Origin of the sequence: Lelliottia nimipressuralis (assembly GCF_004115925.1) — a bacterium.
Classification (GTDB): Bacteria; Pseudomonadota; Gammaproteobacteria; order Enterobacterales; family Enterobacteriaceae; genus Enterobacter; species Enterobacter nimipressuralis.
Genome location: NZ_SDDX01000002.1, coordinates 79,067 through 95,049 on the forward strand (window position 1 = coordinate 79,067; position 15,983 = coordinate 95,049).

The 15,983-nt window shown below is 60.9% G+C and carries 11 protein-coding genes and 1 pseudogene; 6 read left to right on the plus strand and 6 right to left on the minus strand.

Annotation, left to right across the window (positions count from 1 at the left end):
• Positions 1–1,176, minus strand: coding sequence for an isochorismate synthase EntC (gene entC, locus ETG88_RS02840; protein ID WP_102104209.1), 1,176 nt, complete (start codon positions 1,174–1,176; stop codon positions 1–3).
• A gap of 189 nt (positions 1,177–1,365) precedes the next feature.
• Here entC and fepB point away from each other — a divergent pair, with 189 nt between their 5' ends.
• A complete protein-coding gene (gene fepB / locus ETG88_RS02845; RefSeq protein ID WP_129034500.1) occupies positions 1,366–2,325 on the plus strand; it encodes a Fe2+-enterobactin ABC transporter substrate-binding protein in 960 nt (319 codons plus the stop codon).
• A 49-nt stretch (positions 2,326–2,374) separates the two neighbouring features.
• Here fepB and entS read toward each other — a convergent pair whose 3' ends face one another.
• On the minus strand, positions 2,375–3,619 hold the full coding sequence (gene entS / locus ETG88_RS02850; protein WP_129034502.1) for an enterobactin transporter EntS: 1,245 nt from the start codon (positions 3,617–3,619) through the stop codon (positions 2,375–2,377).
• A 111-nt stretch (positions 3,620–3,730) separates the two neighbouring features.
• On the opposite strand from entS, the gene fepD reads away from it, so the two are divergent.
• From fepD to fepC, 3 genes are read left to right on the plus strand one after another with little or no spacing between them, the layout of a single operon-like run.
• Positions 3,731–4,735 carry a Fe(3+)-siderophore ABC transporter permease gene (gene fepD, locus ETG88_RS02855; protein WP_123429307.1) on the plus strand — a complete coding sequence of 335 codons (1,005 nt, stop codon included), beginning with the start codon at positions 3,731–3,733 and terminating at the stop codon, positions 4,733–4,735.
• Positions 4,732–5,724 carry an iron-enterobactin ABC transporter permease gene (gene fepG, locus ETG88_RS02860; RefSeq protein ID WP_129034504.1) on the plus strand — a complete coding sequence of 331 codons (993 nt, stop codon included), beginning with the start codon at positions 4,732–4,734 and terminating at the stop codon, positions 5,722–5,724. The genes fepD and fepG overlap by 4 nt, the downstream gene beginning before the upstream one ends.
• Complete coding sequence (gene fepC / locus ETG88_RS02865) at positions 5,721–6,521, plus strand: iron-enterobactin ABC transporter ATP-binding protein (RefSeq protein WP_100777277.1); 801 nt, start codon at positions 5,721–5,723, stop codon at positions 6,519–6,521. The genes fepG and fepC overlap by 4 nt, the downstream gene beginning before the upstream one ends.
• A gap of 48 nt (positions 6,522–6,569) precedes the next feature.
• On the opposite strand, the gene entF is transcribed toward fepC, so the two are convergent.
• From entF to fes, 3 genes and pseudogenes are all read right to left on the minus strand, one after another.
• On the minus strand, positions 6,570–10,445 hold the full coding sequence (entF, locus tag ETG88_RS02870) for an enterobactin non-ribosomal peptide synthetase EntF (RefSeq protein ID WP_129034505.1): 3,876 nt from the start codon (positions 10,443–10,445) through the stop codon (positions 6,570–6,572).
• Positions 10,442–10,654: an MbtH family protein gene (locus tag ETG88_RS02875; RefSeq protein ID WP_100777279.1), complete on the minus strand. Its 213-nt coding sequence runs from the start codon at positions 10,652–10,654 to the stop codon at positions 10,442–10,444. The genes entF and ETG88_RS02875 overlap by 4 nt, the downstream gene beginning before the upstream one ends.
• Positions 10,655–10,690: 36 nt before the next feature.
• Positions 10,691–11,902 (minus strand): annotated as a pseudogene (fes, locus tag ETG88_RS02880) (enterochelin esterase); the annotation flags it as partial.
• 250 nt (positions 11,903–12,152) lie between these two features.
• Between fes and ETG88_RS02885 the strand changes: the two are divergent.
• Both ETG88_RS02885 and entD read left to right on the plus strand, forming a co-directional pair.
• Complete coding sequence (locus ETG88_RS02885) at positions 12,153–14,405, plus strand: TonB-dependent siderophore receptor (protein ID WP_129034509.1); 2,253 nt, start codon at positions 12,153–12,155, stop codon at positions 14,403–14,405.
• A 52-nt stretch (positions 14,406–14,457) separates the two neighbouring features.
• Entirely contained in the window at positions 14,458–15,114 is a 657-nt protein-coding gene (entD, locus tag ETG88_RS02890; RefSeq protein ID WP_129034511.1) for an enterobactin synthase subunit EntD, read from the plus strand.
• An 87-nt stretch (positions 15,115–15,201) separates the two neighbouring features.
• On the opposite strand, the gene ETG88_RS02895 is transcribed toward entD, so the two are convergent.
• Complete coding sequence (locus tag ETG88_RS02895) at positions 15,202–15,924, minus strand: GNAT family N-acetyltransferase (protein ID WP_129034513.1); 723 nt, start codon at positions 15,922–15,924, stop codon at positions 15,202–15,204.
• Between the last annotated feature and the right edge of the window lie 59 nt (positions 15,925–15,983).

The window sequence follows — 15,983 nt, forward strand, 5'->3', positions numbered from 1 at the left end:
TCAGTGCAGACCAAAAACGTTCAGCATGGTGGAGAGTTTCACCCCGGTTTCGCGCCACTCACCGACCGGTGAAGAGGCCGGGACAATGCCCGCGCCCGCGAACAGGCGAACAGAATTCTGATGAATGCGCGCGCAGCGGATCGTCACCACCCACTCGCCGTTACCTTCGCTGTCGCACCAGCCGACGATGCCGCCAAACAGTTCGCGATCGAACGGCTCCAGCTCCGCAATCAGCTGTTTCGCCGCCTGATGCGGGAAACCGCTCAGGGCGGGTGTCGGGTGCAGCAGGCACGCCAGCGTCAGGGCGTTTTCGTTGTCGTGCGCTTCGCCCTCCACCGGCGTCGCCAGATGCCAGAGCGTCGGCGTCGTCACCAGCTGCGGGGAAGAGGGCATGGTCAGGTGATGGCTGCGTTTTTCGAGCACAGTTTTCATCGCCTGCGTGACCAGGTCATGCTCGTGGCGATCTTTTTCCGAGGCCAGCAGCTTGTTACCGGCTTCGCGATCCAGCATGTCGTCCGGCTGACGACGCGCGGAACCGGCCAGCGGCAGCGAGCTAAAATGCGCCCCCTCTTTGCGCAGCAGCAGCTCCGGGCTTGCACCCAGCAGCACACCGCCGTCTTCGAGCGGCACGTGGAAGTTAAAACTCGCCGGGTTTTGTGCGATCAGGCGCTCGAGCAGCGCCCCGCTGTCAATCTTCTGGTCAGCGGCGATATCAATCAGGCGCGACAGCACCACTTTATTGACCTGCGGCGTAGCGGTGAGCGCAGCGGCACGGGCCACCATCTCTTCGAAAACGGGCTGAGGGGGGATTTCGGTGCGTCGGGTGACGGACAGCTCCTGCGCCCCTGGGAGATAGCGCGCGGATTTTTGTCGCGCCGGGCGGGAAAAGGTCTGCCAGTTTTGCGGAATAAACAGTGACGACGGTTTGCGGGTATCGAACGGAATAGCGCCGACCATAATCGGATGGCTTATTCCGCTGTCTTTGGCATGCTGAAACGCCTGCGCCAGCTTTTGCTGGAAGGCACCTGCCGGATCGTCGCCGCCAACGGCGGATTCAGAAAAACGGGCAAAACAGCCTGACGTGGTAAAACTGCGATAAGGCGACATAAAGAAAAAGCTGTCTGATTGCAGCGTGGTCGCGGTGTGCTGAACTTCCTCAGCCAATGACGTATCCATATCATCCTCCTTAAAAATGATAAACGCAGTACGAATAATTATCATTTATATTTTCGATGGCTAACCTAATAGCAGAGCGCGACGGTGTCAACCGCCGACAGCGCATCTTGTGCGACTATCGCTTGCATCCCTTCGGCGCATTCATGAAAATGAGAAGCATTAACCTCAACAAAAACAGGATGCCGCTTTGTGAAACTCCCTGCCGTTTGTCGTCAAACCCTGCTTTTCGCAGGACTTTTTGTTTTAGGACTAACCTCAGCCACCGCCGCCGACTGGCCGCGTCAGGTGAGCGACAGCCACGGTACGCACACCCTCGAAAGCAAACCGACCCGCATTGTTTCCACCAGCGTGACCCTCACCGGCTCGCTGCTGGCGATTGACGCGCCGGTCATTGCCAGCGGTGCCACCACCCCTAACAACCGCGTGGCGGATGCGCAGGGCTTTATGCGCCAGTGGGGCGATATCGCCAAAGCACGAAAACTCTCTCGCCTCTATATTGGCGAACCGAGCGCAGAAGCCGTGGCCGCGCAAATGCCGGATCTGATCCTGATCAGCGCCACCGGCGGCGATTCAGCCCTCGCGCTCTACGATCAGCTTTCGGCCATCGCGCCGACACTGGTGATTAACTACGACGATAAAAGCTGGCAGGAACTGCTGACGCAGCTCGGCACGATCACCGGGCAGGAAAAGCAGGCTGCCGCCCGCATCGCGGAATTCGACACGCAGCTGGCGCAGGTGAAACAGAAAATGAAGCTGCCGCCACAGCCGGTAAACGCCATCGTCTACACCGCCGCTGCGCACAGCGCGAACCTGTGGACCACCGAATCGGCGCAGGGCAAATTCCTGCAACAGCTCGGCTTCCAGCTGGCTGAACTGCCTGCCGGGCTACACACGTCCAAAAGCCAGGGCCAACGCCACGATATTATCCAGCTGGGCGGTGAAAACCTGGCGACGGGTCTGAACGGAGAAGGATTGTTCCTGTTTGCGGGCGACCAGAAAGATGTGGATGCGATTTACGCCAACCCGCTGCTGGCCCATCTGCCGGCGGTGCAAAACAAACGCGTCTGGGCGCTCGGCACGGAGACCTTCCGCCTGGATTACTACAGTGCGATGCTGGTGTTGCAGCGTTTAGAGGCGTTATTCAAATAGCAAAGACGGTTGTGCCCGGTGGCGGTTGCGCCTGACCGGGCACTGCATTTTATACTTCTTCAATCACAACGGGTTCCTGACGGAACCGGCGTAACTCTGCCAGCGTCATCAATAAAATCCCCCCGACGATGGCCAACACAAAACCGCTGCTGCTCGCCGACGCCACCGGGGTCATAATCACCCCCAGCCCGCCTAAAATCGCCGCGCCAATTGCATCGCCCGTGACGTTCTGCGCGGTCCACAGGCCGTTGATCCGCCCGAGCATGCCTTCCGGCGTCTGGGTCTGAATCAGGGTGTATTGCAGCAAAGAACTCACCGCACTCAGCCAGCCAAACAGCGCCAGACATACCACGCCCAGCGCCCAGAATGGCATCAGGCTAAAGAAAGCGATGGCGATAAACGAGGCCAGCGTCGCCGACAACATGATCAGTCCAGGCCGCGCACTGTGCGCCAGATTGCCACTGGTCAGGGCCCCAAACGCCGCACCGAGCGGGATCGCCGCGTACAGCAGGCCGATCTGCGAGGCGCTCATCTGCCACTCTATCGCCAGCGCCGGATAAAGCACGCGCACCGCGCTTGCCATCGTAAGCAGCCCGCCGAGGAGGGCGATCCCGCCAATCAGCGGATTGCTGAACAGAAAACGGATCGCCGCCATCAGCGATTTTAACGGGTGTTCGCGCGGCTGCGGCGGAGGGGGTAACAGCGGCAGGCGCAGCAAGGTGAGCGTGGTAATAAAGGTCCCCGCCGCCGCCAGCCCGTAGTTCCAGGCAACATTCCCGGTCGCCAGCAGCAGGCCGCCGACCATCGGCGAAATCACCGAACCCAGACGCACGGTGAGCATCGTAATCGCCCCGGCCTGCATCAGATTTTCACGCCCAACCAGCGCTGGCGTCGCCGCCAGCAGTGCCGTCACGCCCAGCGAGGCAAAGAACCCATCCCACAGTCCTAACGCGTAAATGGCGATAAGCGACGGCTCCGGCAGCAAGGCGTTCAGGCACAGCCCGACGAAGCCCACGCCGCAGGTGCCGCGCGCCAGCAGGATCAGTTTTTTACGCTCGTAGCGGTCCGCCAGCACGCCGCCGACCATCAGGCCGATAAACATTGCGCTGCCCGTTAACGTGACGGAAAGCCCGACCAGCCAGCTGGAGTGAGTCATGGCCTGGATCTGCACCGGAACGGCAACGCCAAGCAGGCCAAGGGATAAAATGGAGATAAAACGGGCGATAAACACGGCGCGAAACGCCGGATGCGTTTTCAGCAGGCTGAGGTTGAGCAGCCAGGATTTTTGATTCATGACAAGGCCTTGTGGTCTAACTTTCTACCAATTCCATGGCCGCACATGCTAACATAGCCAAATAAGATAGATAACGATAATTACTATCATTATCAAATCATGGATGTTGCTATGTCGTCTTCCTCTTTGACGGTGCGCGCCGCTGCCGTGCCCGTTTTATTGTTGTTACTCATTCTTGCTGTTGCACTCAGCCTGCTGGTTGGCGCGAAACCGCTGCCCGCATCCACGATCGTCGATGCCCTGTCCGGTACCTGCCAACGCGCAGACTGCATTATTGTGCTGGACGCCCGTCTGCCGCGCACCCTTGCCGGGCTGCTGGCCGGTGCGGCGCTTGGCCTCGCCGGTGCGCTGATGCAAACCTTGACCCGCAATCCCCTCGCCGACCCCGGCATTCTCGGCGTTAACGCCGGTGCCAGTTTTGCTATCGTCCTCGGCGCGGCGCTGTTTGGTTTTTCCTCCCCCGGCGAACAACTGCTGATGGCCTTCTGCGGCGCCCTCGCCGCGTCCTTGCTGGTGGCCTTTACCGGCAGCCAGGGTGGCGGCCAGCTTAGCCCGGTCCGTCTGACGCTGGCGGGCGTGGCGCTCGGCGCGGTACTCGAAGGTCTGTCCAGCGGCATCGCCCTGCTCAACCCGGACGTCTGGGATCAGCTGCGCTTCTGGCAGGCCGGTTCGCTGGATATTCGCACGCTACAAACTCTGAAAGTGGTGACGCTGCCGGTGCTGATCGCCGCCGCCATCGCGCTCTTCTCCAGCCGGGCGCTGAACAGCCTGAGCCTCGGAACAGATACCGCCACCGCGCTCGGCAGCCGCGTGGCGCGTACGCAGCTGCTCGGTTTACTGGCGATCACCGTGCTGTGCGGCAGCGCAACGGCAGTCGTCGGCCCGATTGCCTTTATTGGCCTGATGATGCCGCACATGGCGCGCTGGATTGTCGGGTCCGATCACCGCTGGTTGCTGCCGGTCACGCTGCTCGCTACGCCGACGCTGCTGCTGTTTGCCGATATTCTGGGCCGCGTGCTGGTACCGGGCGAACTGCGCGTCTCGGTGGTCAGCGCCTTTATCGGCGCGCCAGTGCTGATTTTCCTGGTTCGACGCCAGCGCGGAGGTGCCCTGTGATGGCCCCGTCCCGACGTTTAGTTTTCTCCTGCCTGCTGCTGGTGGCCGCCAGCCTGCTGATTGCCGTCTGGAGCCTGCGCAGCGGCGCGGTGATCCTCGATTTCAGCCAGGTGTTTAACGCCCTCACCGGCAGCGCACCGCGCAATATCACCATGGTGGTGACGGAGTGGCGTCTGCCGCGCGTGATGATGGCGATTCTGGTCGGCGCCGCGCTGGGTGTGAGCGGCGCGATTTTCCAGTCTCTGCTGCGTAACCCGCTCGGCAGCCCGGACGTGATGGGCTTCAACACCGGGGCGTGGAGCGGCGTGCTGGTGGCGATGGTGCTGTTTGGTCAGCATCTGACGGCGATTGCGTTTGCGGCGATGGCAGGCGGTATTCTCACCTCGCTGTTAGTCTGGGCGCTTGCCTGGCGCAACGGTATCGAAACCTTCCGCCTGATCATTATCGGCATCGGCATTCGCGCCATGCTGATGGCTTTCAACACCTGGCTGTTGCTGCACGCCTCGCTGGAAACGTCCCTCTCTGCGGGGCTGTGGAACGCAGGTTCGCTCAACGGCCTGACGTGGGCCAAAACCCTGCCCGCCACGCCGATCATCGCCCTGATGTTTATCTGTGCCTGGCTGCTGGTGCGCCGAATGCGGCTGCTGGAGATGGGCGATGACAGCGCCTGTGCGCTGGGCGTCAGCGTGGAGCGTTCTCGCCTGACGCTGATGCTGGTCGCCGTGGTATTAACCGCCGCCTCCACCGCCATCGCTGGCCCGATTTCGTTTATTGCCCTGGTCGCTCCGCACATTGCGCGACGCATCAGCGGCACCGCGCGCTGGGGCGTAACCCAGGCAGCCCTGTGCGGCGCATTACTTTTACTGGCCGCCGATCTTTGCGCCCAGCAGCTGTTTATGCCTTATCAACTTCCGGTGGGGGTGGTGACCGTCAGTCTTGGCGGGATTTACCTCATCGTCTTGTTAGTCCAGGAGTCCCGCAAGAAATGAATGCCATCACCTCCCGCTTGCGCGGCGAAAAACTGACCCTCGGTTACGGTAAAAAAATCGTGGTCGACGACCTGAGCGTCTCAATTCCTGACGGCCATTTCACGGCGATTATCGGCCCGAACGGCTGCGGAAAATCGACGCTACTGCGCACCCTGAGCCGCCTGATGACGCCCCAGCACGGCAGCGTGTTTCTCGACGGCGAGCAGATCCAGAGTTTTGCCAGCAAAGAGGTCGCGCGTCGGATTGGTCTGCTGGCGCAAAACGCCACCACACCGGGGGATATTACGGTGCACGAGCTGGTGGCTCGCGGGCGCTATCCGCATCAGCCGCTGTTTACCCGCTGGCGCAAAGAGGATGAAGAGGCCGTTGCGCGCGCGATGCAGGCAACAGGCATTACGGATTTGGCGACGCAGAGTGTCGATACGCTGTCCGGCGGCCAGCGGCAGCGCGCGTGGATTGCGATGGTGCTGGCGCAGGAAACCGCGATCATGCTGCTCGACGAGCCGACTACCTGGCTGGATATCAGCCATCAGATTGATCTACTGGAACTGCTGAGCGATCTGAATCGCACCCAGGGGTATACGCTCGCGGCAGTTTTGCACGACCTCAACCAGGCGTGCCGCTACGCCACGCACCTGATTGCGCTTCGCGACGGGAAGATTGTGGCGCAAGGTGCGCCGAAAGAGATAGTCACGCCGGAGCTTATCGAGCGGATTTACGGCATGCGCTGCATGATTATTGACGATCCGGTGGCGGGTACGCCGCTGGTGGTACCGTTGGGGAAACGCGCGGTCTGACTCCTCTCATTTCTGCCCTCTCCCTGAGAAGAGGGCAGAAACCTGTGCTTACCCTAAAATGCCCTTCAACACCGGCCCAATCTGCTCAAACGCCTGCGGAGAGATAATATCCACGTGGGCGCAATCCTGGCGATAGACCTCCAGCCCACCCACCCACGGGGCCCACGCCTGCTGCGGGTCCATGGTGCGCGTGCGTTCGGCGACAAACAGCGTCGCTTTGCCGTCAAAGCGTGAACTGTGGGCCGTGGTCAGGAGTCGCACCGCATCGGCGTAGTTCCCTTCGATAGCGCTAAACAGCTCGCCGGACGCCTGCCCCTGCTGGGCCGCCATGAACGCTTCGCGCTCGCGTTCGATCTCGGCCAGCACTTCCGGGTCCAGCCCGTTAGCCTCTTTTTCCGCCCAGTTTTGCGTCTCCGGCGGCCAGGTATCCAGCAGGCCGAGGAACGCCACCGCTTCGCCCTGCTCACGCAGACGTGCCGCGATACCCTGCGCAAGCGTTCCGCCAAGCGAGTACCCGAACAGATAGTAGGGTCCCTTCGGCTGCTGGGTGCGTAGCGTCTGCAGATGATGTTCGATCACCGCATCGAGCGTCGCGCCCTGCGCCATCGGGCCATCGGGCCTTGGCGACTGGATACCGGTAATTGACCAGCGCGGGCTGAGGTAGCGCGCCAGCACGCTGAACTGCCAGGCAAAACCGGACGCCGGGTGGAAGCAGAACAGCGTCGGGCCCGTACTTTGGCGCAGCGGAAGGAGGGTTTCGTACCCCAGACGCTGAGCCTGCTCGTCGCTGATGGTCGACTCCAGCAGCGTGCTGAGCTGATTAACCGTCGAGGCGACCATAATCTGCCCCGGCGTGACTTTGCGGGAGAACGCACGACTGAGCTGCGCCGCGAGACGCATCGCCAGCAGCGAGTGGCCGCCGAGGGCAAAGAAATCCGCTTCGATATCATTCACTTCGCAGCCGAGCAGCGCGGAGAACGCCTGCGCCACCGCCATTTCAGTGTCCGATTCCGGCGCGCGGCCCGAGGCTTTGCTGATTAACTCCGGCAGCGGCAGTGCTTTGCGATCGAGCTTCCCGTTGGCGCTCAGGGGTAGTTCGCTGATTTGCAGCAGCACCACCGGCACCATGTGCGGCGGAAGCTGCGCTTTGAGTGCTTCGAGCAGCGCCTCGCGATCCAGCGGCAGGCCGGATTCGGAAACGACGTAACCCACCAGCTGACGCGCATCGCCGCCCGTGGCGGCCGCCTGATTGAAGACACAGGCATGGGCCACCGCCTGTGCCACGTCAGGCAGCGCCTGCATCGCGCGGTCGATTTCACCCAGCTCAATACGCTGGCCGCGAATTTTGAGCTGATCGTCGCTACGCCCCAGGTATTCCACCGCGCCGTTGTCCAGCCAGCGGGCGACATCACCGGTGCGATACATCCGCTCGCCCGGCGCAAAAGGATCGGCGATAAAGCGGCTGGCGGTCAGATCCGGACGGCCCAGATAGCCCTGTGCCAGCTGGATGCCCGTCAGATAGAGATCGCCCGCCACCCCGAACGGCACCGGGCGCATCATGGCGTCCAGAATCCGCAGGCCGGTATTCCACACCGGGAAACCAATCGGCACGCTGTTGCCTGACACCGCCGCCAGCGCGTCGCCAAAGGCCGGATACCAGCTCACGTCCACTGCCGCTTCCGTCGGGCCGTAGAGGTTATGCAGCGGCGCGTGCGTGAGCACTTCCCACTCGCGGCACAGATCTGTCGGCAGCGCTTCACCGCTGCAGAACACCTGCTTCAGACTCGCGCAACAGTGTGCATTTTCCGGCGTTAACGAGGCGACAAATGCCGCCAGCATCGACGGCACAAAGTGCGTGGTGGTCACGCCGTAGTGGGCGAAGAAGTGCTGCATCGCCAGCGGATCGCGGTGGGCGTCCGGTTCGGCCATCACCAGTTTTGCCCCAGCAATAAACGGCCACCAGAACTCCCACACGGAGACGTCAAAGCTGCACGGCGTTTTCTGTGCGACCACATCCTGCGTATCCAGCGGGTAGTGGTTTTGCATCCAAAGCAGGCGGTTAATGATGGCGGTTTGCCCGACCATCACCCCTTTCGGGCGCCCTGTCGAACCGGAGGTGAAAATAATATAGGCGGTCTGTTCCGGCGTGCTCAGGTTCAGCGGTTCACTGCCGTTCGCAGGCAGCAGTGCGTCGTAGCACAGGCTATCAAGACCCGGCACGTCGCTAAAACGCGGGAGCTGATCGTCGGTGGTGATGAGCAGCGATGGGCGCGCATCTTCCAGCATCATCCGCAGACGGTCGTCGGGATAACCCGTATCGAGCGGCAGCCAGGCGGCTCCGGCCTCGACAATCCCATGCAGCGCCAGAGTCAGGAAGACCGAGCGCGGCAACGCCACCGCCACGCTGTCACCGGGTTTAACCCCGCGTTCACGCAGCAGCGTCGCCAGCGCGATGACCTGCTCGCGCATCTGACGATAGCTCAGCGCATGGTGGGCATCCGCCAGCGCCGGGGCGTCCGGCGTTTTGCGCGCCTGTTCCGCCACCAGCGCGCTCAGGGTGGTCGCTTTGAGCATCACGCCGGTGTCGTTGATCTGCGCCAGCTGCTGATACTCCGCTTCCGAGACGGTTTCCGCCTCGCCGCAGCCGAGTGCCGGATTGGCGGCAAACTGCGCCAGCAGCGCATTCAGGCGCGCCACGTGGCGGTTGAGCGTTGCCTGGTCATAGCGCTGTTTGTTCGCCAGAATTTCAATGCTCAAACCGCCTTGCTCGTCCGGGAATAGCGCCAGTTCGAGATCGTTCACCGGGCCGGTCGCCAGCGTGTGGGTGACGGCCTCCACGCCATCAATATCCAGCTGATAATCAAAGACCTTCACGTTCAGCACCGGGCCAAACAGCGCTTCGTCTCCTGCGGCACGGCCGCTGTCGCGCACAATCTGCTCGGCGTCGTAACGCTGATGGCGGCGCATCTTTTTCAGCTGATTCGCCAGGCGCAGGGCCAGCTCCGGCAACGTGTCCTGCGGGTTAATGTTGACCGCCATCGGCAGCACGTTCAGCACCGGGCCGGTGGCGGTGAGCGCCGCCGATCCCATGCGACGCATAAAGATAAAGCCCGCCGCGTAGTCCATGCGTCCGGTTAAACGCCCGAGCCACAGGGCCACCAGCGCGAGGGCCAGATCCGTGCGCTGCACCTGCGGGCAGGAGGCCGTCAGTTGGCTAAACGCGCGACGATCGGCGACCAGCTTCAGGCGTAAAATATCGGTCGTGGCAGAACGCCCCGGCAGCGGCACGGGGGAGAGCGAAACGGGCGGCGGCAGCTGTTTACGCTGCTCGGCCCAGAATGCGCCGTCGCGCTGAAAAGCGTCGCTGTCGCGATAGCGCTGATACTCTTCCACCACCTCGGCAAAAGGTGTGAACGGTGTTGGCGGCGTCGGCTCGCCTTTCGACCAGGCCGCGTAAATGGCGGCGATCTGGCGGGTAATCGCCGGGAAACTGAAGCCATCAACCACTAAATGGTGATAGCGCTGATACCAGTACCAGCGGTGATTATCGACCTGAATCAGGCACTGAAACGCCAGCGGCTGGCCGCTCTCGACGCGCAGGTTTTGCTGAAGATCGGCCTCCATCAGCGCCACGGCGGCGGCATGGGGATCGGCGCTGTCGCGCAGATCGACCCGTTGCGGCTCGGCGAACGTCATGGCGTCATCGATCCACTGCCACACTTCGCCGTTGTCTTCGCTAAAGCGCGTGCGCAGCGTGTCGGCCTGCATCATGCCTTCGACAATCGCTTTCGCCAGCAGCGGCGCGTTTATTTCGCCGTTGAGTTCAACGTAGTGCGCCACGCTCCAGGCATTAGGCAGCGTGGAGAGCTGTTCTGCCATCCAGATACCCGGCTGGGCGGCCACGAGAGGAAGATGCGTGCTCATACGTTCTCCTCGGCAAAAAAGGACGGGATCAGCGTCTGCCAGTTTTCTGCCAGCCAGTGCTGGCAGGCCTCCTGGGATTGCGGGGCGCACACTTCACGCCAGCCCGCAGGCTGTGCGCACTGCGCGGGCCACAGGCTGTACTGACCGTTTTCGTTTTGCAACACAGAGAACTGCCCTTGCGGATTGTCGAAGGGATTACTGAATTCCATACCAAACTCCTGTCGAAAAAAATCGCCTGCCTGGCGTTAGTGAATGAGTGGCTGCCAGAGGGTGATAAGCCCCTGCGTCAGCCCGCCACGCCAGCAAAGCGCATCATGTCCGCCGTCAACCTGACGCCAGAAAATCGACTGCTGTGTGTGTTGTAGTTGGGCGTAAATGGCCTGATTGGCCCGGAAAATCAGCGGCTCGCGCTGGCCCGCCTCAAGAACGATACGAAGATTTTGCGCGGATTTTTCACCCGCTTTGAGTTGTTCAATAAGCAGCCCGTCCTGCTGCGCGCCGCGATGCGGCCACCAGTAGGAGCCAGACTGGCTGAGCACGCAGCCAAAACGCTGCGGCCAGTTAAGCCCGGCGTACAGAGAGGACAGGCCGCCAAAACTTTGCCCGGCGACGACCGTGTGGTCAGCTCGCGGGCTGAACGGCGCGATGGCGTGAATCTGCGGGAGTAATTCATCCTGCACCGCCAGCCAGAAATCGGGGTTGCAGGGCAGCTCGCGGCTGCGATGGGCGGTGTCGATCACATCAATGAGCACGTAGACCGCCGGAGGTAGTTGCCCCTCGTTTGTCAGCGCCGTCAGAGCGGGCCAGACGGGCATACTTTCGGCCCAAAACTGGCCGTCGAGAAGAATTGCCAGCGGGCGCTCGGCTGCGCGCTCCTCGCCCGTGGTGAAGATCCACACCCGGCGCGCATTCCCCAGACGCGAGCTGTGCCACTGAATGCAGTGCGGCGCAGAATACGGCGTTTCGGGATGATTCCAGCCAGGCTGAACGGGCGCATTCGGCATCTCCAGCGCCGACACCGGATGGCCGCGTCCGCCGCGCCAGCTCTGGGCATTCAGCGGATCGGCAATCGCGTTTGGCAGCAGTTTGCGCCAGCCCTCACGCAGCGCCATGCGGTCAGGTGCGTCGGAGGTGAAGACGGTTTGGTCGAAATCCTGGGCGTTATCGGAGGGAATAAAACAGTAGCTGCCGCGCCATTCAGGGCTGAATTCGCCCTGCCACTGCCAGACGTCGGTGTCGGGAAGGCGCTTGAGCGACTGGGGACGCGCATTTTGATGGTGATCCGTGACGCCGGTGATGTAGATCCACACCCGCTGCACCGTCGAGGTGAGTTGCATTCCGCCGGGATCGCGCCACCAGAAAGTGACACGATAATTATCCCCTTCGCGGACCGCTTCCGGCCCTTTTTTTGACTGCCACCAGGCATCACTTCCCGTTGTTAGCGCCGTCACCCGTTTAACCTCATGTTTTTCGCGTCTTTTTTGTTATATGACAAAAATTATTGATAATATTATTGATAACTATTTGCATTTGCAATAGCGTAGTGCCCGCGCTGTGGGAAGCGCGCTCATAAAATAACCATGCCACGCATTGTGTGCGCTCGAGGACAGGGCTGCTTACGCAACGTGCCGGTGATAATTCATGCCGCCTCCTCTCCCGTTAGGGAATGGAGCCAAGGGGACGCGGCAACGAAAAGCAGGACGTACAATGAATAAGAAGATTCACTCCCTGGCCTTGCTGGTCAATCTGGGGATTTACGGCGTGGCCATGCCAGCCATGGCAGACGACAAAACCACCAGCAGTGCCGCGCACGAGGATACTATGGTGATCACCGCCGCCGAGCAAAACCTGCAGGCGCCGGGCGTTTCAACCATCACGGCTGATGAAATTCGTAAAAATCCTCCCGCTCGCGACGTGGCCGAAATCATTCGTACCATGCCGGGCGTTAACCTGACCGGTAACTCCACCAGCGGTCAGCGCGGTAACAACCGCCAGATTGATATTCGTGGCATGGGCCCGGAAAACACCCTGATTCTGATCGACGGCAAACCCGTCACCAGCCGTAACTCCATCCGTCTCGGCTGGCGCGGCGAGCGTGATACGCGCGGCGACACCGGTTGGGTACCGCCTGAGATGATCGAGCGCATCGAGGTCATTCGTGGCCCGGCGGCGGCGCGCTACGGTAACGGCGCAGCGGGCGGCGTAGTGAACATCATCACCAAGAAATTCGACAACCAGTGGCATGGTTCGTGGAACACCTACCTGAACGCGCCGGAGCATAAAGACGAAGGCTCCACCAAGCGCACCAACTTCAGCCTGAGCGGCCCGCTGGGCGGCGATTTCAGCTTCCGCATGTTCGGTAATCTGGACAAAACCCAGGCCGACGCATGGGATATCAACCAGGGCCATCAGTCCGACCGTACCGGAATGTATGCCGATACCCTGCCGGCCGGTCGTGAAGGTGTTGAAAACAAAGATATCAACGGCGTGGTGCGCTGGGACTTCGCGCCAATGCAGTCCCTGGAATTTGAAGCGGGCTACAGCCGCCAGAATAACCTCTACGCGGGCGATACCCAGAACACCAACAACGACAACAGCTCGAACGGGCTGGTGAAGAAGAATTACGGCAAAGAGACCAACCGTATTTATCGCCAGAACTGGGCGGTGACCTGGAACGGCGGCTGGGATAACGGCGTGACCACCAGCAACTGGGCGCAATACGAGCACACCCGTAACTCGCGTCTCGGCGAAGGGCTGGCGGGCGGTCTGGAAGGGCTGTTCAACAGCGACAAATTTACCGATACGGATCTCTCCGACGTCACCCTGCACAGCGAAGTTAACCTGCCGTTCGATTTCCTGGTCAACCAGAACCTGACTCTGGGGACCGAGTGGAACCAGCAGCGCATGAAGGATTACGCCTCTAACTCTCAGACCCAGCAGGGCGGCGCGATCCCTGGCATGAGCGACGATCGTAGCCCGTACTCGAAGGCGGAGATCTTCTCCCTGTTCGCCGAAAACAACATGGAGCTGACCGACAGCACCATGCTGACCCCGGCGCTGCGCTTCGATCATCACACTATTGTGGGTAACAACTGGAGCCCGTCCCTGAACCTGTCGCAAGGTCTGGGAGATGATTTCACGCTGAAAATGGGTATCGCCCGAGCGTATAAAGCGCCGAGCCTGTACCAGACCAACCCGAACTACCTGCTCTACAGCAAGGGCCAGGGCTGCTACGCCAGCGGCGACGGCGTCGGCTGTTACATGATGGGTAATGACGATCTGAAAGCCGAAACCAGCATCAACAAAGAAATTGGCCTCGAGTGGAAACGCGACGGCTGGCTGGCGGGTGCGACCTGGTTCCGTAACGACTATCGCGACAAAATCGAAGCGGGCTATGCGCCAATCGGCCAGACCTCTACCGGCAAAGTCTCCACCGATATTTACCAGTGGGAAAACGTGCCGAAAGCCGTCGTAGAAGGGCTGGAAGGCTCCTTGAACGTGCCGGTGACGGATGCGATCAACTGGACCAACAACATCACCTACATGCTGCAAAGTAAGAACAAAGAGACCGGCGATCGTCTGTCGATCATCCCGGAGTACACGCTGAACTCAACCCTGAGCTGGCAGGTACAGCAGGATGTGTCGGTGCAGTCGACCTTCACCTGGTACGGCAAGCAGCAGCCGAAGAAATACAATTACAAAGGCCAGCCGGTGAGCGGGTCTGAAAAAGACGAAGTCAGCCCGTACAGCATCGTGGGCCTGAGCGCGACCTGGGACGTGACCAAATACGTCAGCCTGACCGGCGGCGTGGATAACGTCTTCGACAAACGCCAGTGGCGTGCAGGTAATGCCCAGACCACCGGGAATGCCACCACGGGCGCGTACATGTACGGTGCAGGTGCTTACACCTACAACGAACCGGGTCGTACCTGGTACATGAGCGTTAACACCCACTTCTGATAGACTGTAAGCCCTCTTCCATCGAAGGGGGCTTTTTCTATCAGGGGGACCGATGCACACCACACACAGCCTGCTGACACTCGGCGGCGTCTCGCTTCATCGCATCGATTTCGATCCCACCACCTTTGATCACGCCGATCTGCTCTGGCTGCCCCATCACGCCGACCTCAGCCACGCCTCTGCCAAACGCAAAGCGGAACACCTCGCCGGACGCATCGCCGCCGTCCAGGCGCTACAGCCCTTTGGCATCACCACGGTGCCCGGTATCGGCGTGAACGGCGAACCGCTGTGGCCAACCGGTTTTGCGGGCAGTATTTCTCACAGCGGCACCCAGGCGCTGGCGCTGGCGGTGCGCCGCGACAATGCGCTGGTGGGGATTGACTGCGAAGCGCTGATTGCAGAAAAGGAAGCCGTAGAGATTCAGGACGGGATTATCAACGAGCAGGAAAAGCGTGTTCTGCTGAGCGCGGGATATCCGTTTGCCCTCGCCCTGACGCTGGTTTTTAGCGCCAAAGAGAGCCTGTTTAAAGCCCTGTTCCCGCGCGTTAACGCCTATATGGGTTTTGATAGCGCCTGCGTGACGGCGATGACTCACAGCACGCTCACCCTGTCGCTGGCTCGCCCGCTGGCCGGTTATTCGCACAACCACGCTTTTCACTTTAACTGGTGCCAGCAAAACGTCGGCGTGATAACGCTGCTCTGCGAATAATTCGCCTCAGCGTTAACCCGCCTTCCCTGTTACTTTCAAAACCCGCTATTTATTTCTTCATAAAATTACATGGAGCCGTCGGGCAGTTTAACGGGGAATATCCTCCGCAACCCCTTGCCTGAACGCTTCCAGGCGCTGGATCTGCCGCCCTTCGCTGTCAAAGTTCTCCGCCGCCAGCCACGCGCGCAGCTCGGCGTCGCGCTCCGGCCACTCGGTATTAATGATGGAAAGCATATCGCTGTCGCGGTTGCGCCCTTTGCGGATCAGTTTTTGCCGCAGCCGCCCTTCCCAGACAAACCCCAGCCGCTCTGCCGCGCGTCGCGACGCCACATTCATCGAATCGCATTTCCACTCCACGCGGCGGTAGTGATGTTCGAAAGCATTTTGCAGCAGCAGCCAGACCGTTTCCGTTCCCATTGGGGTATTTTTCATCTTACGCGACCAGGTCACGTGGCCAATCTCCACCGACCCCATCAGCCGCTCAATCGCCATATAACTCACCACGCCAACCGCACGCTCTGAACGTAAATCAATGACCGCGTAAGGCACCAGCGCATCGTCCATCACCTTGCCCAACAGCCAGTGCGCGGTGGCGTCGACGCTCTCCGGCTGCGTGCTGGCAAGCCAGGTCCAGTCGCTGTCATCGCCCAGGGCATACGCGTCAAACAGATCCACGGCGTGCCGCGTGGCGTCCAGCGGCTCCAGACGGCAGAATCGCCCGTTCAGCGGCGTGCGACGCAACACCGAGGCACCTTTCCAGTGGGGAACAATATCGTTTACGACTTGACCATGTTGATTAATTTCCGGCACGCCCGCGACTCCCTGATATGTAATGCAATTGTTATATCAGGACAAAAAGCAGGCGAAAA

Excerpts from the sequence above, each read along its gene's own strand:
- entC (WP_102104209.1), bottom strand. The coding sequence starts at position 1,176 with ATGGATACGTCATTGGCTGAGGAAGTTCAGCACACCGCGACCACGCTG.
- entS (WP_129034502.1), bottom strand. The coding sequence starts at position 3,619 with ATGAATCAAAAATCCTGGCTGCTCAACCTCAGCCTGCTGAAAACGCAT.
- fepD (WP_123429307.1), top strand. The coding sequence starts at position 3,731 with ATGTCGTCTTCCTCTTTGACGGTGCGCGCCGCTGCCGTGCCCGTTTTA.
- fepC (WP_100777277.1), top strand. The coding sequence starts at position 5,721 with ATGAATGCCATCACCTCCCGCTTGCGCGGCGAAAAACTGACCCTCGGT.
- entF (WP_129034505.1), bottom strand. The coding sequence starts at position 10,445 with ATGAGCACGCATCTTCCTCTCGTGGCCGCCCAGCCGGGTATCTGGATG.
- ETG88_RS02875 (WP_100777279.1), bottom strand. The coding sequence starts at position 10,654 with ATGGAATTCAGTAATCCCTTCGACAATCCGCAAGGGCAGTTCTCTGTG.
- ETG88_RS02885 (WP_129034509.1), top strand. The coding sequence starts at position 12,153 with ATGAATAAGAAGATTCACTCCCTGGCCTTGCTGGTCAATCTGGGGATT.
- entD (WP_129034511.1), top strand. The coding sequence starts at position 14,458 with ATGCACACCACACACAGCCTGCTGACACTCGGCGGCGTCTCGCTTCAT.